General features: G+C 29.6%; 25 protein-coding genes and 1 pseudogene. 12 read left to right on the forward strand and 14 right to left on the reverse strand.

The annotated features are described in order from the left end of the window. From L8W64_RS07405 to mobB, 5 genes and pseudogenes are all read right to left on the reverse strand, one after another. A pseudogene (locus L8W64_RS07405) lies at window positions 1-272 on the reverse strand (hypothetical protein); the annotation flags it as partial. After that, window positions 273-2,159, reverse strand: coding sequence for a methionine--tRNA ligase (gene metG / locus L8W64_RS07410; protein WP_263671325.1), 1,887 nt, complete (start codon window positions 2,157-2,159; stop codon window positions 273-275). A gap of 12 nt (window positions 2,160-2,171) precedes the next feature. After that, window positions 2,172-2,366: a hypothetical protein gene (locus L8W64_RS07415; RefSeq protein WP_263660319.1), complete on the reverse strand. Its 195-nt coding sequence runs from the start codon at window positions 2,364-2,366 to the stop codon at window positions 2,172-2,174. Beyond that, the gene (locus L8W64_RS07420) at window positions 2,366-3,214 is read right to left on the reverse strand and encodes a class 1 fructose-bisphosphatase (protein ID WP_263660318.1); all 849 of its coding nucleotides are present in this window, start codon (window positions 3,212-3,214) and stop codon (window positions 2,366-2,368) included. Before L8W64_RS07420 ends, L8W64_RS07415 begins: the two co-directional genes overlap by 1 nt. Before the next feature lie 9 nt (window positions 3,215-3,223). Next, window positions 3,224-3,703 carry a molybdopterin-guanine dinucleotide biosynthesis protein B gene (gene mobB, locus L8W64_RS07425; RefSeq protein ID WP_220566249.1) on the reverse strand — a complete coding sequence of 160 codons (480 nt, stop codon included), beginning with the start codon at window positions 3,701-3,703 and terminating at the stop codon, window positions 3,224-3,226. 87 nt (window positions 3,704-3,790) lie between these two features. On the opposite strand from mobB, the gene L8W64_RS07430 reads away from it, so the two are divergent. After that, window positions 3,791-4,285, forward strand: a complete 495-nt coding sequence (locus L8W64_RS07430) for a hypothetical protein (protein ID WP_133318928.1) — start codon at window positions 3,791-3,793, stop codon at window positions 4,283-4,285. Here L8W64_RS07430 and L8W64_RS07435 read toward each other — a convergent pair. The 3 genes from L8W64_RS07435 to gltX are packed head-to-tail and all read right to left on the reverse strand — an operon-like array spanning window position 4,173 to window position 7,395. Next, the gene (locus tag L8W64_RS07435) at window positions 4,173-5,810 is read right to left on the reverse strand and encodes a lytic transglycosylase domain-containing protein (protein ID WP_263673330.1); all 1,638 of its coding nucleotides are present in this window, start codon (window positions 5,808-5,810) and stop codon (window positions 4,173-4,175) included. The genes L8W64_RS07430 and L8W64_RS07435 overlap by 113 nt on opposite strands. Then, on the reverse strand, window positions 5,811-6,098 hold the full coding sequence (locus tag L8W64_RS07440; RefSeq protein ID WP_012661430.1) for a YggT family protein: 288 nt from the start codon (window positions 6,096-6,098) through the stop codon (window positions 5,811-5,813). Window position 6,099: 1 nt separating this feature from the next. Then, window positions 6,100-7,395 carry a glutamate--tRNA ligase gene (gene gltX, locus L8W64_RS07445; RefSeq protein WP_263659681.1) on the reverse strand — a complete coding sequence of 432 codons (1,296 nt, stop codon included), beginning with the start codon at window positions 7,393-7,395 and terminating at the stop codon, window positions 6,100-6,102. Between the two features lie 126 nt (window positions 7,396-7,521). Here gltX and L8W64_RS07450 point away from each other — a divergent pair, with 126 nt between their 5' ends. Beyond that, the gene (locus L8W64_RS07450; RefSeq protein WP_133318931.1) at window positions 7,522-7,944 is read left to right on the forward strand and encodes a PepSY-like domain-containing protein; all 423 of its coding nucleotides are present in this window, start codon (window positions 7,522-7,524) and stop codon (window positions 7,942-7,944) included. A 22-nt stretch (window positions 7,945-7,966) separates the two neighbouring features. On the opposite strand, the gene L8W64_RS07455 is transcribed toward L8W64_RS07450, so the two are convergent. The 5 genes from L8W64_RS07455 to L8W64_RS07475 form a co-directional block, all read right to left on the reverse strand. Next, a complete protein-coding gene (locus L8W64_RS07455; protein ID WP_263673332.1) occupies window positions 7,967-8,500 on the reverse strand; it encodes a HyaD/HybD family hydrogenase maturation endopeptidase in 534 nt (177 codons plus the stop codon). Next, the gene (cybH, locus tag L8W64_RS07460; RefSeq protein ID WP_133318933.1) at window positions 8,497-9,189 is read right to left on the reverse strand and encodes a Ni/Fe-hydrogenase, b-type cytochrome subunit; all 693 of its coding nucleotides are present in this window, start codon (window positions 9,187-9,189) and stop codon (window positions 8,497-8,499) included. The genes L8W64_RS07455 and cybH overlap by 4 nt, the downstream gene beginning before the upstream one ends. A 15-nt stretch (window positions 9,190-9,204) precedes the next feature. Next, window positions 9,205-10,920 (reverse strand): nickel-dependent hydrogenase large subunit, encoded by a 1,716-nt coding sequence (locus L8W64_RS07465; RefSeq protein ID WP_263673334.1) that lies wholly within the window; start codon window positions 10,918-10,920, stop codon window positions 9,205-9,207. 2 nt (window positions 10,921-10,922) lie between these two features. After that, complete coding sequence (locus L8W64_RS07470; RefSeq protein WP_263673336.1) at window positions 10,923-12,062, reverse strand: hydrogenase small subunit; 1,140 nt, start codon at window positions 12,060-12,062, stop codon at window positions 10,923-10,925. 159 nt (window positions 12,063-12,221) lie between these two features. Next, window positions 12,222-14,795 (reverse strand): ATP-dependent Clp protease ATP-binding subunit, encoded by a 2,574-nt coding sequence (locus L8W64_RS07475; RefSeq protein WP_263673337.1) that lies wholly within the window; start codon window positions 14,793-14,795, stop codon window positions 12,222-12,224. Window positions 14,796-15,001: 206 nt separating this feature from the next. Between L8W64_RS07475 and L8W64_RS07480 the strand changes: the two genes are divergently transcribed. From L8W64_RS07480 to L8W64_RS07525, 10 genes are read left to right on the forward strand one after another with little or no spacing between them, the layout of a single operon-like run. Next, the gene (locus L8W64_RS07480) at window positions 15,002-16,318 is read left to right on the forward strand and encodes a S41 family peptidase (RefSeq protein WP_133318937.1); all 1,317 of its coding nucleotides are present in this window, start codon (window positions 15,002-15,004) and stop codon (window positions 16,316-16,318) included. Between the two features lie 7 nt (window positions 16,319-16,325). Further along, the gene (gene purC, locus L8W64_RS07485; protein ID WP_133318981.1) at window positions 16,326-17,033 is read left to right on the forward strand and encodes a phosphoribosylaminoimidazolesuccinocarboxamide synthase; all 708 of its coding nucleotides are present in this window, start codon (window positions 16,326-16,328) and stop codon (window positions 17,031-17,033) included. An 8-nt stretch (window positions 17,034-17,041) separates the two neighbouring features. Continuing rightward, window positions 17,042-17,278, forward strand: coding sequence for a phosphoribosylformylglycinamidine synthase subunit PurS (gene purS, locus L8W64_RS07490; RefSeq protein WP_220566240.1), 237 nt, complete (start codon window positions 17,042-17,044; stop codon window positions 17,276-17,278). Beyond that, window positions 17,275-17,925, forward strand: coding sequence for a phosphoribosylformylglycinamidine synthase subunit PurQ (gene purQ / locus L8W64_RS07495; protein ID WP_133318939.1), 651 nt, complete (start codon window positions 17,275-17,277; stop codon window positions 17,923-17,925). Before purS ends, purQ begins: the two co-directional genes overlap by 4 nt. Further along, on the forward strand, window positions 17,919-19,124 hold the full coding sequence (locus L8W64_RS07500; protein WP_263673339.1) for a hypothetical protein: 1,206 nt from the start codon (window positions 17,919-17,921) through the stop codon (window positions 19,122-19,124). Before purQ ends, L8W64_RS07500 begins: the two co-directional genes overlap by 7 nt. Beyond that, window positions 19,102-19,791, forward strand: a complete 690-nt coding sequence (locus tag L8W64_RS07505; RefSeq protein WP_263659676.1) for a lysophospholipid acyltransferase family protein — start codon at window positions 19,102-19,104, stop codon at window positions 19,789-19,791. The genes L8W64_RS07500 and L8W64_RS07505 overlap by 23 nt, the downstream gene beginning before the upstream one ends. After that, window positions 19,788-20,156 carry a fluoride efflux transporter CrcB gene (gene crcB / locus L8W64_RS07510; protein ID WP_263659675.1) on the forward strand — a complete coding sequence of 123 codons (369 nt, stop codon included), beginning with the start codon at window positions 19,788-19,790 and terminating at the stop codon, window positions 20,154-20,156. The genes L8W64_RS07505 and crcB overlap by 4 nt, the downstream gene beginning before the upstream one ends. Window positions 20,157-20,167: 11 nt before the next feature. Next, complete coding sequence (gene htpG, locus L8W64_RS07515) at window positions 20,168-21,997, forward strand: molecular chaperone HtpG (RefSeq protein WP_263659674.1); 1,830 nt, start codon at window positions 20,168-20,170, stop codon at window positions 21,995-21,997. Next, window positions 21,994-22,326, forward strand: coding sequence for a rhodanese-like domain-containing protein (locus tag L8W64_RS07520; RefSeq protein WP_263666565.1), 333 nt, complete (start codon window positions 21,994-21,996; stop codon window positions 22,324-22,326). Before htpG ends, L8W64_RS07520 begins: the two co-directional genes overlap by 4 nt. 2 nt (window positions 22,327-22,328) lie before the next feature. Then, window positions 22,329-22,703, forward strand: coding sequence for a rhodanese-like domain-containing protein (locus L8W64_RS07525; RefSeq protein ID WP_263673341.1), 375 nt, complete (start codon window positions 22,329-22,331; stop codon window positions 22,701-22,703). Window positions 22,704-22,715: 12 nt separating this feature from the next. Here the strand turns inward: L8W64_RS07525 and mog are convergent, their stop codons facing one another. Further along, window positions 22,716-23,243, reverse strand: a complete 528-nt coding sequence (gene mog / locus L8W64_RS07530) for a molybdopterin adenylyltransferase (RefSeq protein ID WP_039618174.1) — start codon at window positions 23,241-23,243, stop codon at window positions 22,716-22,718. Window positions 23,244-23,245 lie beyond the last annotated feature (2 nt).

Below are 23,245 nucleotides of genomic sequence, written 5' to 3' on the forward strand. Positions count from 1 at the left end.
CTTAAAAATCTAAAAAGTCTAAAAATAGTTGCTTCTAAATCATCAACTTGAAGATAAAACACATCTTTATCTTCAAGTTTTAATCTTTCCTCACTTACTATAACATAAGCACCAAGTTTTATAGCAAAGCTTGCTTGTTCATTATTTTTAGCAAAAAAAACACTTGCTTGTTTGACTTTGTTTAAATCTATACTAAAATCATAAACACTAGAAGTTGCTCCATAATTTAAAACTCGAGCATTAATAAGTTCGATAAAGTTAGAAATATTCATCTAGCCTATTAAAGCTCCATTTTCGATAAAGCCTTGCGGGCTTATCAAAACTAATTTTTCATCTTTTTGAGCACTTAAAATCATACCTTGGCTTTCATGACCAAAAATTTTAGCTTTTTTTAGATTTGTAATTACGCAAACTTGCTTGCCTATTAACTCACTAGCTTTATAAAATTTAGCAATACCTGAAAGCACTTGTCTTAGTTCGCCATTTTCAAGTTCAAGTTGAAATTTTAAAAGCTTTTCACTGCCTTCTATATTCTGACAATCTTTTACTAATGCTACTTTGATTTCGATTTTTTTAAAATCATCTATTTTAATTTGAGCTAAATTTGGCTTCTCTTCTAATTTTTCTTCTTTTTTGTTTTCTTGGGTTAATTCAACTTTTGGAAACAAAGCTTCACATGCACTTGATTTTAAATCACATAATTGATTATTTAAAATTAGTTTTTGATAATTTTCGTTTGATATTTCAAAATTTAAAGCCTTTGCAATTTTTAATGCTGTCTTTGGCATAGCAGCTGAAAGTAAAATAGTTGCTTTTGTTAAAATATTAGCACATAAAGCCACTAAAGCATTAGCTTTTTGCGTTTGATTATTTTTAATCAAATTCCAAGGCTCATATTTACTAATACTTAAATTTGCTAAAGATAAAGCCTTGAAAAGTTCCTCTAAATAGCGATTTGGCTGGATATTTTCCAAAGCATTGATTGCATTATCTAAATACTCTTTGCATTCATTTAATTCTTGATTAAAATACAAATTCACATCTTTACACTCAATAATATTTTGAGAATACTTAGCACTCATACCGATAATTCTATTTAATAAATTTCCAAGCTCATTGCTCAATTCTGCATTGATTCTAGTGATTAATGCTTTTTGCGAAAAATCCCCATCATTACCAAAAGGAACTTCTCTGAGTAAAAAATATCTAAAAGCTTCTAAACCAAAAGTATCTGCTACTTCTTTAGGCGCTACTACATTGCCTTTAGATTTGCTCATTTTTTCACCATCTTTAGTCCACCAACCATGTGCTGCTATAAATTTAGGTAAAGGAAGTTCTAAACTCATCAAAAACGCAGGCCAATACACTGCATGAAAACGCAAAATATCTTTGCCTACAAAGTGTATATGAGCAGGCCAAAGATCCATATTTTCATCATCAAGTCCATAGCCCAAAGCACTCACATAATTCATCAAAGCATCAAGCCAAACATACACCACATGTTTTTCATCATTTAGTTCTTTTGGAAGCTTTATACCCCATTCAAAACTCGTTCTTGTAATGGAAAGATCTTTTAAGCCACCTTCTACAAAATAAATCAACTCATTAGCCTTATTTTTGGGTAAAATCGGCTCTTTTTCTTTGTACCATTTAAGAATTTGATCTTGATATTTAGAAAGCTTGAAAAAATAACTTTCTTCTTTTAAAAGCTGTGTTTTCTTACCACAATCTGGACAATGACACTCATTTATAAGTTGAGTTTGAGTAAAATAACTCTCACAAGAAACACAATAAAAGCCTTCATAAGTGCCTTTGTAAATATCACCTTTATCATACATTTTTTTAAATGCTTTTTGAACGCTTAATTTGTGATTTTCATCCGTAGTTCTAATGAAATAATCATAAGAAATCTCAAACTCATCCCAAAGTTTTTTAAACTTAGCACTAATTTCATCTGCATATTCTTTAGGAGTAAAATTTCTAACGCTAGCAGCTTGCTCTATTTTTTGACCATGTTCATCTGTGCCTGTTAAAAAGAATGTTTTTTCTCCTTGTAAGCGATAAAATCTAGCCAAAGTATCTGCTATAATCGTAGTGTAAGCATGACCAATATGAGCCACATCATTTACATAATATATCGGGGTAGTAATATAACGCATTTTCAACCTTTATTAAAAATCAAATCCACCTTCTTTACCTTTAGACATACTCTTATAAACTGCTTCTATATACTCTTTTCTTAAAGAACACTCAAAAATCATAGAGCAAGGTAAACAAGATTTTAATTTTTTTTCGTTTTGACAAGCTTGAAGTTCATTTTTTTTAACTTCTAAAGCCAACTCAAATTCATCTTTAACTTCAGCCATTAAAAACCTTTATAAGCTTGTTTTAGTTTTTCAATTTCATATTTAGAACCCAAAAAGCATGGCGTACTTGCATGAATTTTTTCAAATTCTAAATCAAGTAAAGAATCATTTTCTCCATTGGTAGAAAATCCTCCTGCTTTTTCAAAAATAAAAGCAAAAGGAAACACCTCAAAATATGCTCTTAATTTTCCATTTGGTGCATCGCTTGTTGCAGGATATGAAAACAACCCTCCACCTTTGAGTAAAATTTGGTGCAAATCACTCACCATAGCACCAGAATATCTCAAGCGATAACCCTCATCAAATAAAGCTTTTATAAAAGCTCTATGAGTATTTGACCAATTTTTTTGTGTCCCACCGCTTGCATTTAATTTGCCTTTTTCATTTAATTTTAAATCCTTAACAAAAACAAATTCATCTTTTTCATTTAATCTATAAAGCTTAGGAGTGTCTATACACACTATAAGCTCTAAACGCACGCCATAAATAGCATAAATTGCTGCTTTTAGATTTTTTGCATTAGCCTTTTGCTCATAAATAGCAAAAATAGAACCTATAGCAAAATTCACATCTACTAAAGAAGAACCATCTAAAGGATCATAAGCAACAACATATTTTTCATTTTCATTGATTAGCAATTGCTCTTGTTTTTCCTCGCTAATTAAGCTTTTTAAACCTTTGCTTTGCTTTAAAATTCTAGTGATAATCTCATCGCTTTTCACATCAAGTTTTAATTGATTATCTCCTGTGGCATTTTGAGAAGTGGTATAATCAAAATCTTTTAAATATCTAAGTTCTTTTGAAATTTCAATCACTGCTTTTTGTATATCGTCAATTAATTCTTGCATATTTTACCTCTATACTTTTTTTGAATTTTTTAATATAAAATCACAAATACTTTCCAAATCATCCAAATAAAGCCAAGTTAAATTTTTATTTTCAATTTTCTCATAGCTTGCAATAGCCTTAGAATAAGCAAAATAGCTCTCATCTACTTCTTTACAAAAAACGCTAATTCTTGGCATATCTAAGGTTTTTAAGCCCTCTATAAATAAAAAATCAAATTCTCCTAGTTTAGAAATAGCTTCATCTAAAGTACTTGGAGAATGTGTAAATAAAGTTGTCCTTGTGGGACTTAAAACCATTACATCAGCACCACTTTGAAAAAATTTAAAACTATCTTTTTTTGCTATATCAAAGCTTGCTTTATCTTTTGGATCATGTTTTATAATGCATACTTTATAATTTTGCTCCATAAAATACTTAGCAACTTGAGTAATCAAAGTCGTTTTACCTGAATTGGAAGGCCCGCTAAAAGCCATTGCTAATCTTTTCATAACTTCCTTAAATCAAATAAAATAAATGAAATTATATCTTTTTAAAAGTTAAAAGCTTATAATTATAAAAAAATTAGGAACAAAAATATGAAAAAAGTTTATATGATTATTTTTTTAACACTTATTTTTACCGCATGCTCTAATAAAACCCAAGAGCAAAGTGAAATTAATTTAAAAAGCCAAACTCTAATGTATGCACAAAAAATTAATTTTAATTATAAAGATAATAGAGTAGTTGCTTTATTGAGCTATTTAAACCCTGTATTAGATGAAAAAAGTCAAAAAGAAGTTTTTGTACTTAGTTTTTTGCCAAATATCAACATCAAGCAAGAGCAAATTTCAATACTCATAGATGGAGAAAAAACTAATATAAAAACCTTAGATCAAAATGATAAATTATTTAAATATATCATTAAGAGTGATTATGCAAGTTATTACAAAATCACTCTTAATGAATTAGTGCAAAAACCTATTTTAAAACTTGATTTGTGTTTTGAGAATCAGTGTTTTGAGCTAAAGTTTCAAAAAATTTCGAAATCGGTGTATTATCGTTCAGAAGATGCAAATAAACAACATAATTAGCTAAAACTTTCTTAGCATATACCCTGCTTTCTGCATAAGGAACAAGCTCCATTGATAAAAATGGCTCATATTTTCCCGCTCTAAACATATCTTCTCTTTTGAGCATTCTAGTGGTAAATCCTATACCTCCATTATAAGCATAAGCCACAAAAACCGGGGAATTAAGTTTAGATTCTAAATAATCTAAATGATGATTTGCAAAAGTATAAGCTGTTTTTGGTTCAAAAAGCATATCTTGATCAAAATTTGGAATTTGCAGTTCTTTATTGCCTATATGATTAGCTAAAAATGGGATAAATTGCATAATACCCAAAGCATAAGAAGTTGAAATGGCTGTTGGTATAAAACGACTTTCTTGTCTAGCTAAAGCTAAAATCATAGCTTTTCTTTGTGTAGAATAATCTTTTAAATATTCAAAATAAGGCATAATAAAATAATGTTTTTTAAAACCTTCGGCCCTTTCTTTAATATAGGCATAAATAGCGATATTTTCCTTGGTATAAAAATCTTTTGCAAGTTTTTCTAGCTCATTAGGAGTACCTTTTGCAATTTCTTTTGCGAGCTTTTGCCAAGCAAAAGGATCTTTCATATCAAAATTATTTTTTTGTTTTTTTGGCTTTAATTCTTCTATTTTAGGTAATGGTAAGCCTTTTAACTCTCTTGCATAAAGACTATAAATATTTAAAGAATCACTTTGAGCAAGCTCATCAATGTACTTTTTATCTTGAGTGATCAAATATAGCCAAAAATTTGCATTATCTACTAAAGGTTTGCTTTTAAAAGTATCTTTTGCTACTTGAAAAAATTCCAATGCTTTTTTATCGTCATTTTCTAAAATAGCATTTACACCTAGATAAAAAGCATTATCTTGAAAAGTTAAATTTGCATCTACATTGACTAGAGATTTTCTTATCAATGGACTTTTTTTCTTAATGATAATTTCTTTTACAAAATTTGTAAATTCTTTTTCTTTGGCTAATTCATTTACAAAATCTTTTTCTAAGAAAAAATCTTTTTTATCTTTTAAGAAATTATAGATTTTATAAAAATTAGCACTATCATAATTTAAAACCGCATAACTTAGAGGATCTTTAGCATCAAAAGCTTCTAAAAGTTTTGTTAAATTTGGATTATCCTGTGGGATATTTTTTTTCATCTCATTACGCACTGAAGCATTAAGATCTTGTATAAAAGTTAAACTATTTAATCTTATAAGCTGACAAGTAGCATTAGCATCTAAGATATTTTGCGTATTAAATTTATAACAAGCTTCATATTCTTTATTATACCCCAAAGGCGGAATAATGGCTTCAATGGCATTTTTAATACGCCCTGCATAACGATAAATATGTTCTTTTAAACCTTCAACTTCTTCTTTTTTAAATTCATTTTTTTCTAATAAACGATATAAATAATAATCCTTAGCTAAAGAATTTGGTCTTTGCTCTAATTCTTTATAAGAATACATTGCACTATTTGCAAAAACAACTCCAGCTAAAAGTAACACTACACTTTTTTTCAACACTTATAAACTTCCTAAAATTAAATTTGATAAAAATATTTGGATAAATTTTAATCCTAAAATAATAATCAAAGGTGCTAAATCAATACTCCCTATAGTAGTAGGAATAAACCTTCTTACAAAAGCATAAGCAGGATTAGTTAAACGATATAAAATTTGCACTATAGGATTATATGGATCAGGCCTTACCCAAGAAATCAATGCTGCAATGATTATAATCCATACATAAATTTCAATAACTAAAGAAAAAATTTGCACCAAAGATACAATCAAACTTGTTCCAACTCCCATTTTACTCCTTTATAATTTCTTTAACAAAAGGCTTGATTAGAGTATAAATTTCACTCATTTCAGGTCCGTGAGTAACTCCTGTTAATACCAAACGCAAAGGCATAAAGAAATTTTTACCTTTTAAATTTGTTTTTTCCATCAAAATCTTTTTAAACTCATCATATTCTTGAGGTAAATCTAAATCTTTTAAAACTTCTTTAATCAACTTACATTCTTTTTCAAATTCATTATAATTTTTAACTGCAAAAATTGCTTGTATTTTTTCTCTTATCTCATTTAGCGTGCTAGCTTCTTGAGTATAAAATTTTGCAAGCTCAGCTACATCTTTGCCTAAATTTAATAAAGAATTTAATTTATCATTATCAAGCATTTTTATATGCTCACGGTTAATTTGCATTAAACGCTTAGTATCAAATCTTGCAGGAGATTTTGAAACTTTTTTCAAATCAAACCATTCTATGGCTTCTTCTAAAGTAAAAATCTCTTTTAGAGTTTTATTACCTAGAAGGATTAAATAATTTGCAATAGCACTTGCTAAATATCCATTATCAAGCATCCATTTTACACTAGAATGAGCCTCTCTTTTGCTCATTTTAACACCTTCTTCATTTAAAATGATAGGCAAATGTACATAAGTCATGCTTTTATCATAACCCAAACTTGCTCTAATATGTTCTTGCTTAGGAGTATTTGAAACATGATCTTCGCCCCTTATAATACAAGTAACACCTTCTAGCATATCATCAACCGCACAAGCAAAATTATAAGTTGGGGTTTTATCAGCCCTCATAATTACAAAACTATCAATATCTTCAGGATTAAAACTAATCTCACCTTTAATATAGTCTATAAATTTCATTTGCGATTGAGGTTTTTTAAGACGGATTACGAAAGGTTTTTCACAATTTAATACATCAATATCTGCAAGTTTTTCACAAGTACCATCGTATCTATATGCTTGATTTTTACTTTTAGCTAGTTCTTTTTTATGAGCTAATTCATCCTCAGTGCAAAAACAAGCAAAAGCTTTTTTTTCACTTACTAGCTTTAAAGCCATTTGACGATGAAATTTCAAATTCTCACTTTGTACATAATAATGCTGCCAAGTTATACCAAATTCTTTTAAAATAGCTTTTATTTCTTCTTCTTTTCCAGCTATATTTCTAGCATTATCCGTATCTTCAATACGCAAAATAAAATCAGAATTTTCTTGTCTTGCTTTAATATAATTAAATAAAGCTGCTCTTAAATTTCCAATATGCATATCTCCAGTAGGCGATGGTGCAAACCTATACATTATTTATCCTTTTAAAAAACTTTTTTATCATTATACAATTAAATACTTGCTATTTCTTTTAAGTTCACACAAAATTCACTCAATAGCAATATGATTTCATAAATAATTCAACATAAAGGATAAAAAATGAAATTAAAAATAGCTTTAGCAACATTAGTTACTGCAGGTTTTGTTTTTGCACAAGATATGATTGTAGGAGTTAATGCTTTACCAGCAAATTCTAAAAATTTCATACAAAAACATTTTACAGGTTCAAATATTGCTTTAGTTAAACAAGATATTGATAGCTTTGATGTTTATTTAGACAATGGAACTGAGCTTGAGTTTTTTATCAATGGAGATTGGAAAGAAATCGATGCAAAATACAGACCAATTGATACTTCTTTTTTAAGTCCAAATGTTTTAGCAACGATTAAAAAAATGCACCCAAATGCAAGTATAATTAAAGTTGAAAAAGAAATTCAAGGTTATAAATTCAAACTTAATAATATGATGGAAATTTATACTGATGTAAATGGAAATTTCTTGGGACAAAAATTTGATGATTAGAATTTAAGCTAAGCTTTTTTGCTTAGCTTTTATAAGAATTTAGAGCAAGCTCTTGTATATTATAATTAGCAATTCTCTTGTAAGTAAAGCCTTTTTTCTCTAAAAAATCAAGTAAAATTTTCTCCATTTTTTCTAAAGCATTTAAGACTTCTTTTGAAAGTTCAAAACTCAATGGCTCTATACGCTTTGGTACGCAAGCTAAAATTTGAGTTTTAGGTAAATCTCCCATAAGTTCCATGTATTGTAAAGTTTGAAGCATTTCAACCTCATGCGCACTACCACTCCAATTAACTTTTTTTGGCATTGCATCATAAGGAAAGAAAAAAATATCTCCAATCTTAGCATCATCTGCTGCAATACAATCAATCACAACCATTTCATCATATTCAGCTATAATATAGCTAAGTTGCAAAGCCAAAGTTCCACCATCTACAAAACTCACTGAGTCTTTTTCATGATAAAACTTATAATTTTTTTCTAAAAGTTTGCAAAGATGAACGCCTAAGCCCTCATCTGCAAACATAATATTACCAATACCTAAAACTAGAAGTTTCAACGATTTTCTCTTACAAATTTATAACCGCTAAAGATAGCATCTAAAGCACCATCTTTACCTTTAACTGAGTTAAATACAGCCATATAAATATGCACTGGAACAAAAATCAACACAACCCACATTAAAATTCTATGATAGGTTCTAACATCAGCCAATCCACCTAACATTACCTCAATAGGTCTTAAAATATTATATAAAAATCCACCCAAGCCTTCATGATATACATGCATATAAAGGATTAATCCTGTCAAAATAAGCCCAAACATAACAAGATAAAAGAAAAGGTAAGTTACAAATTGCAAAGGATTATATACACCTTGTAAATGCGGGTGCTTTCCTAGGAAAATGTAAAATTTAATTTGCTCTATCCATAATTTTACATTAAAAATATCTTTTATACTCTTTCTCTCACCATCACTTTTTGAATCAAAAAAGAACAAATATGTTTTAAAAATCACACAAGCTATTAAGATAAAACCAAAAATTTGGTGCACCATGCGGTATTTTGCCTGCATAAATAAAGTCGGTTCAGATGAAATAGAAGGAGCTTGAAATACATAAGAAATATAATATCCAGTTCCCACTAAAATCACGATTGCAACCGCTCTTAACCAATGTGTAAAACGAAGACCGATACTAAATTCGTATTCAGCCTTTCTGTTTGATTTTAAGGAATGTTTAGAATCCATACTAAAGTCCTTTCCTTATAAATTTACATTAACTTTATACTCGCTAAGATTATTACCTTTAGTATCCATTACATGTACTGCACATGCTATACAAGGATCATAAGAGTGAATAGCTCTTATTACTTCTAAAGGCTGTTTAACATCAGCTAGTTTCATACCAATAAGACATTGTTCATAGCTACCACCTACTCCATTTGCATCTTTTGGACTTGCATTCCAAGTAGAAGGAACTACTGCTTGCCAATTTTCAATTACACCATTTTTAATCCTACACCAATGGCTTAACGCACCACGAGGTGCACTTCCCATAAATCTACCTTTGTATTCTTTGTTTTTATCAATTACATAAGTAGTACAAGTGCTTTCATCTGTTTTTAAATTTTCAACCAAAGAATCAAATGCTTTTAAACCATGATCAGCAATAATTTTAGCTTCAATTGCTCTAGCACCTGTTCTTCCTAAAGTGCTCATAAGTGCTTGAACTGGTAAATTCGTAGCTTTTAAGAAAGAATCAACTGCTTCTACTACAATTTTATTACCCTTAGCATAATTTACTAAAATATTTGCTAATGGTCCAACTTGCATAGGTAAATTTTCATATCTTGGAGCTTTAATCCAGCTATATTTGCCTTTAATATCAAATACCTTACTATGAACTATATTGCCTTTATCATCGATGCTTTCACCATCAATTAAGCCTGTATAGTTTGGATTAGTTTTACCATCATAAGGATGTAAAGCTTCATTGTCTGCATACCATGATCTTGTAGCTTCTTCGGTGATTTTAGCTTCATCTACTTCTTCAACCTTACTCAAATCACCATTTCTAATAATACCACCTTCAAACAACCACTCATCACTTGAAATTTGGAATTCTCTCTCAGTATAAAAGTTATTTACCCCTACATCATTTAATACACTTGCTTCTTTAGAGTAAGCTTTAGCTGCCATGATTAAATCCGGATAATAAGCACGATTAATAAAATCAGCTACTTCTTGGAATTTAGTCATATATTCAGCCATTCTTGATGGGTTTAAAAGATCCATAACACAAGTTACACCACCTACAGTTAAACTTTGTGGGTGAGGATTTTTAGCACCAAAAATCGCCATAGCTTGAGCTATTGTTCTTTGAATTCTTAAACATTCTAAATAATGTGAAAGCGCAATAAGGTTTTGCTCAGGAGTAAAGCGATAAGTCGCATGTCCATAATAAGCATTTGCAAATGGTCCAAGATTTCCTTTATCTACAAAGGTTTTTAGTCTTTGCTGAACTTCTAAAAGCTTATCTGCACCTGTTGCATAAGGCATATCAGTATATTTAAATGCTTCATCACTTGCTTTTTTTACATCAGCACTTAAAGCACTTACAACATCAACAAAATCAAGACCATGAAGTTGATAAAAATGTACAGGATGATCATGCATGTATAAAGCTGCATTCATTAAAGTTCTAGTTAAAACTGCATTTAGTGGCGGAGTAATACCTAAAGCATTTTCTACTGCGATAATCCCTGCTCTATAATGTGAAAAAGTACAAACACCACAAATTCTTTGAGTTAAAAAGCCTGCATCTCTTGGATCACGACCTTTTACAATAGTTTCAATCCCTCTCCATAAAGTCGATCCTGAATATGCTTCTTTAATGACATTATTTTCATCAACCACTACTTCAACTCTTAAATGTCCTTCTATTCTAGTAAGTGGATCTATAATAATTCTTTTTGACATTTTTAATCCTTATTTTTTTCTAATGAAGCAATTACAGCATGCGCAGCAACAGCTACGCCTGTTACACAAAGCACACCTATACCAATTTTATCTGAAATGCTATCAGCACCCAAGCCATAAACAGTATCAAATAATCTTCCTGCCATCACTTCTTCAAAAGGTCCCATAGTATCCCAAAAATCAGGTTCAGAACAGCCTATACAACCATGTCCTGCTTGGATTGGCCATGAAGTATGTTGATTAAATCTCTCTCTTGAGCAATTATTAAAAGTATAAGGGCCTTTACAACCTACTTTATAAAGACAATATCCTTTTTTTGCTCCCTCATCACCAAATTGTTGCACAAATTCACCCGCATCAAAGCGTCCTCTTCTTTCACAAAGATCATGAATTCTTAACCCATAAGCCCATTTTGGTCTATTGTAGGCATCAAGTGCTGGCAATGTTTGATACAATATGTAATGAATCACATTACCTATAATATTTTTTTCACTTGGAGGACAACCTGGTACATTAATAACTGTTTTATTTGTTACTTTACTTAAGCTTACAGCATTGCTTGGATTAGGTCTAGCAGCTTGGATACCACCAAAAGCCGAACAAGTACCTATAGCAAAAATAGCTAAAGCATCACTACAGGCTTGTTCTGCTAATTGTCTTCCTGTTTTTCCATGTGGTCCTATAGTTAAAAAGTTTTCTGTAGCACCTGTTGGTATACCACCTTCTACCATTAAGATATATCTACCTTTATATTTTTCCATAGCAGCTTCAAGATTATGTTCAGCTTGCCAACCTGCAGCACCCATTATAGTTTCATGATATTCTAAAGAAATATGATCAAAAATCAAACTATCAATGGTAGGAGCATCACTTCTTAATAAACTTTCAGAACATCCTGTACATTCAGCCATATGAAGCCAAATCACTGGAAGTCTATCACTGAGCTCAGCAGCTCTTGCAACTACTGGAGTAAAGCTAGCAGGTAATGCTAAAAATGCAGTCATAGCACTAGCCCATTTCATAAAATCTCTTCTTGAAAAACCTGATTGCTCTAAGGCTTTAGAGATGGAAATCTCATTTTTCAAAAGAGGAAGTTTTTCTAATGCGTCTAAACGGCGATTAAAAATATCTAAATCACTCATTTGTTGTTCCTTAAATTATAGAAATATCATTAAAGATTTTAAAATATTTATTGTTAAGAATAGATAAAAAATGATAATTTTTTAATCAAATATACGAAGTATTTACAATTTAGTATTATTAAGATAATTTTACTCTAAATAAGCAAGTATTACACTTGCTTATTGTTTAACAATGATGATTTCATCATCTTTAGAATCTATAATAATCTCATCATTTTCATTTAATTCATCCGATAATATCATATCACTTAATTTATCTTCTACCATATCATACAAAGCTCTTTTTAATGGTCTTGCGCCAAAATCTACATCAAAACCAACTTTTGCTATTAAACTAGCAGCATTATCACTCAAGCTTGCTTTAATACCCCTATTTTCAAGACTTTTTTGCAAGGTATTAAAAAGTAATTTAACTATTTTTTTAGCTTCACTTTCTCCCAAAGGGTTAAAAGTGATAATATCATCTAAACGATTTAAAAACTCCGGTCTAAAAAAGTTTCTAAGAGCTTCTTTAATAGCTTTTTCTTTTTCTTCGCCCTTTAACTCCATAATAAAATTTGCACCTATATTAGAAGTTAAGATAATGATAGTATTAGTAAAATCGACCGTTACACCTTTACTATCTGTAGCCCTACCATCATCTAAAATTCCCAAAAGTATATTAAATACATCTTTATGGGCTTTTTCTACTTCATCAAATAAAATCACACTATAAGGCTTTCTTCTAACAGCTTCAGTTAATTCCCCACCTTCTTCATGCCCTATATATCCTGGAGGTGCACCTAAAAGTCTTGATACACTGTGTTTTTCCATAAATTCACTCATATCAAAACGCACCATAGCTTTTTCATCATCAAATAAAAATTTAGCCAAAACTTTAGCACTTTCTGTTTTACCTACTCCAGTTGGCCCTAAAAATAAAAAGCTTCCTATAGGCTTAGTTGCTTGATTTAACCCTGCTTTGTTACGCTTAATAGCTTTAGCTAAAGCACTCAAAGCCTCATCTTGCCCTATGACGCTTTCTTGTAAATACTCTTGAATATGTAAATATTTTTGTTTTTCAGAAGTGAGCATTTTTTGCACACTAATGCCTGTCCATTTACTTAAAATACCAGCTACTAAATCCTCATCTACTTGATTTTTAAGCAAAACTCCTTCTTGGGTCATTTGTTTCCATTTTTCTTCTAAATTTAAAACCTCTTTTTCGCACTCTAAAATTTTGCCATATTCTATTTCAGCAGCCTTTTGAAAATCTCCTTTATTTTTAGCCAAAATAGCTTCATTTTTTAAAGTATCGATTTCTTTTTTCTTTGCACTTATGCCATTAAATACTGCTTTTTCATTTTCAAATTTGGCATTAAGTTTGATTTGCTCTTCTTTTAAATTTGCTAATTCTTTTTTAATCTCTTCCAATCTTTTTTCATTAGCTTCATTTTCTTCCATTTTTAAAGCTTCATTTTCTACTTCCAAACTTTCAATTTGCTTTCTAACCTTTCTTAAAGAATTTGGCTCACTTTCTATTTGCATTTTTAATTCCGCTGCAGCCTCATCAATTAAATCAATCGCTTTATCAGGTAAAAATCTATTAGCTATATAACGCTTAGATAGCTTTGCAGCTGCCACTAAAGCACTATCATTAATAGTTACATTATGATGAATTTCTAATTTTTCTTTTATACCTCTAAGCATAGCCAAAGCTTCATTTACACTAGGTTCAGCTACATTTACAGGCTGAAATCTTCTTTGTAAAGCTGCATCTTTTTCAAAATATTTTCTATATTCTTTTAAGGTTGTAGCACCTATAGTATGAAGCTCACCTCTTGCTAAAGCAGGTTTTAAAATATTTGCTGCATCCATGCTCCCTTCATTTGCACCTGCACCTACAATGGTGTGAATTTCATCTATAAATAAAATTACATTCTTATGTTTTATTACTTCATTTACAACTGCTTTTAATCTATCTTCAAATTCACCTCTGTATTTTGCCCCTGCTATTAAAGCACTCATATCTAAAGCTATAACTTTTTTATTTTGCAACGAAGTAGGAACATCTTTTTTTACTATCCTTTGTGCTAAAGCTTCCACCACAGCAGTTTTTCCTACCCCTGGCTCACCTAATAAAATAGGATTATTTTTAGTTTTTCTGATTAAAATTTGCATTAATCTTTGAATTTCTTCTTCTCTACCTATAACAGGATCAAGCTCATTGTTTTTAGCTTTCATAGTCAAATCAATACCAAATTTAGATAAAGAATCAAGTGTTTCATCACTTGTTTTGGTTTCTATTTTAACTCCTGCTCTAATGAATTCCAATTCTTTTTTAAACTCATTTAAATCTACAAATTTAGACAAAAGTTCCTTAATAACCCCGCTAGCACTTTCTGAAACAAGCCACATATCCACAGCTAAATAACTATCTTTATTTTCTAAAGCCAAGCCTTTTGCTTTTTCTAAAGAATTAATAAATTCATTTGAAAATTTAATATTGTCTTTATTTACATTTGAGCTAGTAGGAAAAGATGAAATTTTACTTTTTACTTCTAACTCAAATGCCTCTTTAGAAACATTTAATTTATTAAAAACTTGATTAAGCAAACTAGAGCTATCAACACTTAAAGCCCATAATAAATGCAAAGGTTTTATTTCACTATTCTTAGAATGAATGGCCAAAGAAATTGCACTTTCTATATTTGAAAGCATAGAATCTGTTAAAAAATCTTGTATATTTGCCATTTTTACTCCTTTTTACTTTTATATGAAGTGTATTATATAACTTTAGTCTATTATTGTCAAGTTTATTTAGTTATATTTATAAATAATTTTTTATATATATACACTAATATCATAAAAATATTTACTTTATTTACGATTTTTTAAGCAAAAATAACTAAAATTAGATAATTATTTTATGAATTCATATTTATTTTGGAGTTTTTCCTTTGAAGACAAAAAGAAATCTTATTATCGCAGCTAGCATTTGTAGTTTAATAACCGCTTCTTTTATTTTTACTAACTTGCAAGCTAAAAATCCCGCTCCTAGCGAAGCAGAAAAAAAAATAGAAGCTTTATCTAAACTTACAAGAACTATGTCTATCATAGAACAATATTATGTTGATGATGTTAATTATACAGATTTGGTTGATAAATCCATAGCAGGTTTACTTACAAATTTAGATGCCCACTCTTCCTTCTTAGATGAAAAAGGTTATAAAGAGCTTAAAGAACAAACTAATGGGGAATTTGGTGGACTTGGCTTTACTATTACCCAAAAAGATGGAGCAATTAGTGTTGTAGCTCCTATAGAAGGAAGTCCAGCGGATAAAGCAGGTATTAAAACTGATGATATTATCTTAAGAATTAATAACGAATCAACTTTAGGTATGACTTTAAATGAAGCTGTTTCTAAAATGCGTGGAGAGCCTAAAACAAAGGTTACTCTAACTATTTATAGAAAAGGTGATACAAAGCCATTTGATGTAAATTTAAAAAGAGATATCATAAAAGTAGATAGTGTTTATACAAAATTAATTGAAAATGAAAATTTACTTTATTTAAGAGTGACTAATTTTGATAAAAATGTTGTAGATGAAGCTAGTAAAGCAATCAAAAAACATTCTAATACAAAAGGAATTATACTAGATCTTAGAACCAATCCAGGCGGTATTTTAAATCAAGCAGTGGGTTTAGTAAATCTTTTTGTAGATAAAGGAGTAATCGTTTCACAAAAAGGTAAAATTGAAAGCGAGAATGTAGAATTTAAAGCAAATCCTAGTAAAAAAATCACCAATGCACCTTTAGTAGTGCTTGTAAATGGTGGCAGTGCAAGTGCGAGCGAGATTGTAAGTGGGGCTTTGCAGGATTTTAAACGCGCTATTATCATAGGAGAAAAAACCTTTGGAAAAGGTAGTGTGCAACTTATATTACCTATGGATGAAAAAGGTAAAGAAGGCTTGAGACTTACTATAGCAAAATATTATTTACCAAGTGGTAGAACTATACAAGCTGTTGGAGTTAATCCTGATATAGAAGTATTTCCAGGAAAAGTAAGTAAAGAAGAAAATCACGGCTTTGAGATCAAAGAAAGTGATCTTAAAAAACACTTACAAGCTGAACTAGATAAAATCGGACATCAAGAAAAGAAAAAAGACAACAAAGAAGATAAAAATATCATTACCAAAGAACAAATTAATAATGACATACAACTAAAAACCGCAATAGATGCAATTAAAATTTTAAACATTACAAAAGGAGAGTAAAATGGCTATGAAATTAGATCTTTTATATGAAGGAAAAGGTAAAAAAATGTTTAAAACTGATGATGAGAATTTGCTCATCACAGAATTTAAAGATGATTTAACAGCTTTTAATGCAGAAAAAAAGGGTAATGAAGCAGGAAAAGGTGCATTAAATTGTAAAATTAGTACTGAAATTTTTCATCTCTTAGAAAAAGAAGGCATTAAAACCCATCTAGTAGAAACCATCAGCGAAAAAGAACAAATTGTTAAAAAATGTAATATTATACCCATTGAAGTTATTACTAGAAATGTAGCTACAGGATCTTTAACAAAAAGATTAGGCATTAAAGAAGGCACGATTTTACCTTTTGCTGTAGTTGAGTTTTGTTATAAAAATGATGATTTAGGTGATCCTATCATCAATGATGAGCATTGTTTGATTTTAAATCTAGTAAAAAGTGAAAAAGATTTAGAATTAATCAAAAATACCGCAAGACATATCAATTCTATTCTAGTAAAATTCTTTGAATCTAAAGGTTTAAGATTGATTGACTTTAAATTAGAATTTGGTATTGATAATGAAGGAAATATGATCTTAGCTGATGAAATTAGTCCTGATAGCTGTAGATTTTGGGATAGCAAAACTAATGAAAAATTAGATAAAGATCGCTTTAGACAAGACTTAGGTAATGTAAAAATGGCTTACGAAGAAGTCTTAAAAAGAATTTTAAGTTAGGAAAAATAATGAAAGTAACTATAAATATCACACTTAAAAATGGGGTTTTAGATCCTCAAGGCAAAGCCATAGAAAAGGCTTTGCATTCTTTGGATTTTAATAATATTGCAAATGTTAAAACCTCAAAACAAATTAGTTTTGATATAGCTTGTGATGATAAAGAAGAAGTTTTTAAACAAGTTGATTTAATGTGTAAAGAATTACTTGCAAATACTGTGATAGAAGATTATGAGATAATATTATGAAAGTAGCTATTATTCGTTTTCCTGGAACTAATTGTGAGTTTGATACAGCTTATGCCTTTGAAAAATTAGGGGTAAAAACTGAAATCATTTGGCATGAAAGACAAGATTTTAGTGCAGATTTAATCGTATTACCTGGAGGTTTTTCTTATGGAGATTATTTAAGATGTGCTGCTATTGCAAAACTTGCTCCTGCTATAAAAACACTTAAAGAGCATGTTCAAAAAGGTGGATATGTTCTAGGCATATGTAACGGCTTTCAAATTTTATTAGAACTTGGACTTTTAAAAGGAGCTATGAAACATAACAATAGTTTAAGTTTTATTTCTAAGATGCAAGCATTGCAAGTAGTATCAAATAATAATGCTTTTTTGAAAAATTTTCAAAAAAATGATATCATAGAATTACCTATTGCTCATGGAGAAGGAAATTATTTTAATAGCGAAGATGGTATTAAAATGCTAGAAGATAAAGATATGATCTTACTAAGATATATCAATAATCCAAATGGCTCTTTAAACGATATAGCAGGAATTTGTGATGAAAATAAAAAAGTCTTTGGATTAATGCCACATCCTGAAAGAATGTGCGATGATATTCTTGGATCAAAAGTAGGACTTAAAATGTTTGAAGGATTTTTAAATTGCTAAAAACCTTCAAATTTTTTTGTCTTTTTTTACTAACTTTTAACTTATATGCTCAAGAAAATAGTGTTTTTGAAGATTATAACACTTTAGAAAAAAATTATAATCAATTAGATGATCAAGCTAAGCAAATTTATCAAACTATCGCTCCAAGTGATGAGAGTAATTATGAAAGTAAAATCGATGATGAAAATTTCATCCCTCAAGGTTCTTTAGTATTAAACGCAAAAGAATACACCGATGAAGCCTATATAGATGAGGCTTTTACTATAGATCTTGAGGTTATTACCACAACTAATGTGAGTTTTGATTTAAATGTGAGTTTTGAAAAAAGTGATGATATGCTTTGGATCAATCCTAATCCTATTTGGGAACAAAAGGCTAATTCATATCATACAAAATTATGGTTTGAAGCTAAAAGTTTAAATGCTAGTTTAAACAAAATCATCGTTTCATTAAGCAGAAATGATCATATTTTTCAAAGCTCATCATTAATTATAAAGCCCATTAAACTTAAAAAAATCGATGCTCCTTCTAATAAATACTCACATATAGTTGCAAGCAATTTGGAAGTTAAACAAGTAAAAGCGAGTAGTTTTGATAATGATAGTATAATTTTATTTATAGAACTTGCAGGAGAAAACACAAATCTAGCAAGTTTTAACATAAAAGATATCCAAAAACAAGGTGTAGAGGCTATTAAAGGCGATTTTGAAAAACAAAGTGGATTTTATTATGCTATTTTAGATAAAAGTAAAACGCGTTTTGAGTTTTCTTACTTTAATTTAAATTCTAAAGAATTAAAAGATTTTTCCTTAAAAATAGAACTTAAAGAAGATAGTATAAGTACACAAAGTGATTTAAATCCAAAAACTAATGATTTTAATTTTTACAAACAAGTTTTTTTATGGAGCTTGTGTGGTATTTTCGCTTTATGGTTTGTATTTAAAAAAAGCTACACAGCTTTAGGTTTGGCAATTTTGGCTCTAATAGCAAGTTTTTTAGCTCAAAATAACATATATAAAGCTATATTAAAAGCTGAAAGTAAAGTACAAATTTTACCAACTCTAAACTCAACTCATTTTTATTCTGGGAAATACAAACAAGAAGTAGAAGTGTTAGATTCAAGAGATGAATACAGAAAAATTTTATTTAATAATGGAAAAATAGGCTGGGTGAAAAGTGAAGATTTATCAAAGATTTAAAGCTTTAATATTTTGGGTAGAATTTATTTTATCTATTATATTTTTATGTATTGCCTTTTTATTATTGCAATCGCAAGAAAAAATTTGGAAAATCAGAAAAGTATGGTCAAAACTGCAAAAATATGTAATAAACTATAAAATTCAAACCCAAGGTTCTATACACCCTCAAGCTAATTTGCTTTTAATCAATCATCAAAGCTTGCTAGATATAGTTGTTTTGGAAGATTTATGCCCAAAAAATATATCTTGGATAGCTAAAAAAGAACTAGGCGAACTCCCTGTTTTTAAAACTTTGATTAAAAAACCAAAAATTATTTGTATAGATAGAAGTCCAAAGGGTCTAGTAAAGCTTTTAAAAGAAGCCAAAGAAAGATTAAATGAGGATAGAATTTTAGCCATTTTTCCAGAAGGCACAAGATCTAAAACACAAAAACTTTTAAAATTTAAAGTCGGAGCTAAAATTTTAAGTGAAAAGCTTAAGTTAAAAGTCCAGCCTGTGGTAATTGTTGATTCAGCTAAAATTTTAGACACCCAAAACTTTAGTGCAAATAGTGGTGTTTTAAAAGTGGTATTTCTAGATCTTGTCGATACAAGTAAAGATGATTGGCTTGAGCAAACTAGAGAAAAAATGCAAACAATCTTAGATAGCGAAAGGTCACAAGCTTGATTGGTACGATTTTAGCTGTAGGTTTTGGAGGCTTTTTAGGGGCCATATCCAGAATGCTTACTAGCAACCTTTTTAATAAAATCATTCCTCATAACTTTCCTTATGGGACATTAATGGTCAATATAATAGGATCATTTTTAATAGGTTTATTTTTTTCTTATGCAAATTCTAAAGGTGTGCATATTTTTACTAAAAATTTAATTAGCACTGGTTTTTTGGGTGCCTTTACAACTTTTTCAACTTTTTCTTATGAAAATTTGTTATTTTTGCAAAATGGTGATTATTTTCACTTTTTTATAAATATTATTTTAAATGTTATCCTTTGTCTTTTGGCAGTATGGATTGGTTTTTTAATTTTTAAATAAAGGAGATATAAATGCAATTTCAAACTGAAGTTAATCAACTTTTACAACTTATGATTCATTCTTTGTATTCTAACAAAGAAATTTTTTTAAGAGAGCTTATTTCTAATGCAAGTGATGCACTTGATAAACTTAGTTATTTAAGCGTGAGTGATGATGCTTATAAAAATTTAAAATTTGAGCCAAAAATTCAAATTAATTTCAATCAAGAAGCAAAAACCTTAACTATAAGTGATAATGGTATAGGTATGAATAAAGACGATTTAATCAATCATCTTGGAACCATTGCTAAAAGTGGCACAAAAAGCTTTTTAGAGAACTTAAGTGGTGATGCCAAAAAAGACTCTCAACTTATAGGACAATTTGGTGTAGGTTTTTACTCTGCTTTTATGGTAGCTTCCAAAATAGAAGTTTTAAGCAAAAAAGCATTAGATGACAAAGCTTATCTTTGGACTTCTGATGCTAGTGGCTATGAAATAGAAGATGCAAATAAAGACGAACAAGGCACTTGCATAACCTTGCATTTAAAAGATGAAGAGTTTTTAAACTCATACCGCATTGAAAGCATAGTAGAAAAATATTCAAATCATATACAATTTCCTATTTTCATGGAAAAAGAAGAATATTTACCACTAGAAGAAGGTGAAAAAGAACCTAAAAAAGAATTAAAAAACACTCAAATTAATACAGCAAGCGCCTTATGGAGACAAAATAAAGCAAGTTTAAAAGCTGAAGATTATGAAAGATTTTATGAACAAAACTTCCATGATTCAAACAAACCTATGCTTTATATCCACACAAAAGCTGAAGGTTCTATAGAATACAATTCTTTATTCTTTATACCTGCGCAAGCTCCATTTGATCTTTATAGAGTAGATTATAAAAGTGGTTTAAAACTTTATGTTAAAAGAGTTTTTATAAGTGATGATGATAAAGAATTATTACCAACTTATCTAAGATTTGTGCGTGGGATTATTGATGTAGAAGATTTGCCGCTTAATGTTAGTCGTGAAATCTTACAAGAAAATAAAATCTTAAAAAGCGTTCAAGAAGCAAGTGTTAAAAAAATCCTAGCTGAACTTAAAAAATTTAAAGAAAAAGATAAAGAAAACTATCTTAAATTCCATGAAAATTTTGGAAAAGTTTTAAAAGAGGGTTTATATGGTTTTGGCGAAAATAAAGACGCTATAGCTAAGCTTTTATATTTTAAAAACTCAAATAAAGAAGAATTAATTGATCTTGAAGAGTATAAACAAAACCTAGCTGAAGGTCAAAATGAAATTTTTTATATTAGTGGAAAAAATGAAAAGCTTTTAAGAAATTCTCCACTTCTTGAAAGCTATAAACAAAAAAATATCAATGTTTTATTACTTGATGAGGAAATTGACACCATAGTTATGCCTATGATGAATGAATTTGAAGGCTTAAAATTTAGCGCTATCAATCATCTAGCTAGCGAAGAAACTAGCGAAGAACAAAAGGCTGAATTTGCAAGCTTGCTCATCAAAATAAAAGAAGTTTTAAAAGATGATGTTGAAGAGGTAAAACTTAGCCAAAGACTTTCAAATAGTCCAAGTTGTATTGTTTATGATCAAAATAAACCTGATTTTGCTATGCAACAAATTCTTAAACAAATGGGGCAAGAACAGCAAGTTAAACCTATACTTGAAATCAATCCTAATCATGAAATTTTAAAAGCCTTAAAAGAAAATGATACTTTAGCTAATGAAATGGCACATATTCTTTTAAATATGGCTAAACTTAGCGAAGGTATGGGTATAGATAACCCTAGTGAATTTAACAATGCCTTAAGCAAAATCGTTTCTAAGGCTTTAGAAAAATGAAAAATATAGCTATTTCTAAAGATATTTTGCACGAATTTTGCATTATAGATGTAAGAACTCCTAGCGAATGGAAAAGCGGGGTTATAAAAGAAGCTGTACTCATCGCACTTTGCGATGATAATGGCTTTATGAATGAAAATTTCATCCAAGAGTTTAAAGAAAAAGTAGATTATCAAAATAAAAACATAGCCTTTGTATGTGCTACAGGCTCAAGAAGCAAACATACTGCTGTGATGATAGAAGATGCTCTAGGTATAGAATGTACTAATTTAGATGGTGGCATGGTAGCGCTTTTATCACAAGGTTATGAAGCAACAAAAGAAGGTTGATTATGAAAAAAATATTTTTATCTTTAATGCTTTGTACTAGTTTTGTTTTAGCAGAAGTTAAAAATATCGATATTAACGCAGGAATTTTAGAAAATTATCAAGTAATTGATGTTAGAAAACCTAGTGAATGGGTACAAACTGGCACAATAAAAAATGCCATTAAAATTAGCTTTTATAATGAAGATGGAAGCTTGAATAAAAATTTCGTTGAGGAAATTAAAAAGATTTCAAGCAAAAAACCTATTGCTATAGTTTGTAGAAGTGGAGCAAGAAGTGCTAAGGCTTCTGCTTTACTAGATCAAAATGGCATAGAAGTTACTAATTTAAAAGGCGGTATAAACACACTTTTATCACAAGGTTATGAAACCTCAAAATAAGTCTAACTAGACTTATTTTTTCTTTGGTCTAAACACAGAAATTACTTCTTCATTATTTTCAATATAAGCTCCACCTATCAAATCTACACAATAAGGAATAGCAGGAAATATAGGCTCAATACATTCTCTTATAGCTTTTGGATTACCCGGTAAGTTAATAATTAATGATTTTCCTTTTATACCTGCACTTTGTCTTGAAAGTATAGCCGTTGGCACATATTCTAAGCTTTTTGCACGCATTAACTCCCCAAAACCTGGAAGCATTTTATCACACACTGCTTGTGTTGCCTCTGGTGTCACATCACGTAAAGCAGGCCCTGTACCTCCTGTGGTAAAAATCAAATCACATTTTACTTCATCTGCCAAATAAGCTAATTTTTCTATGATTAAATCATACTCATCAGGAATTAGCTCATAATAAAAGCTTTTTTCATTTTTTATATAAGAATCTAAAATTTTTTCTATCTCTACTCCGGATTTATCCTCATAAACTCCGCTACTTGCTCTATCTGAAAGTACTAAAATTCCTATTTTTACCATTT

Origin of the sequence: Campylobacter sp. IFREMER_LSEM_CL1097, from assembly GCF_025772225.1 — a bacterium.
Classification (GTDB): Bacteria; Campylobacterota; Campylobacteria; order Campylobacterales; family Campylobacteraceae; genus Campylobacter_D; species Campylobacter_D lari_D.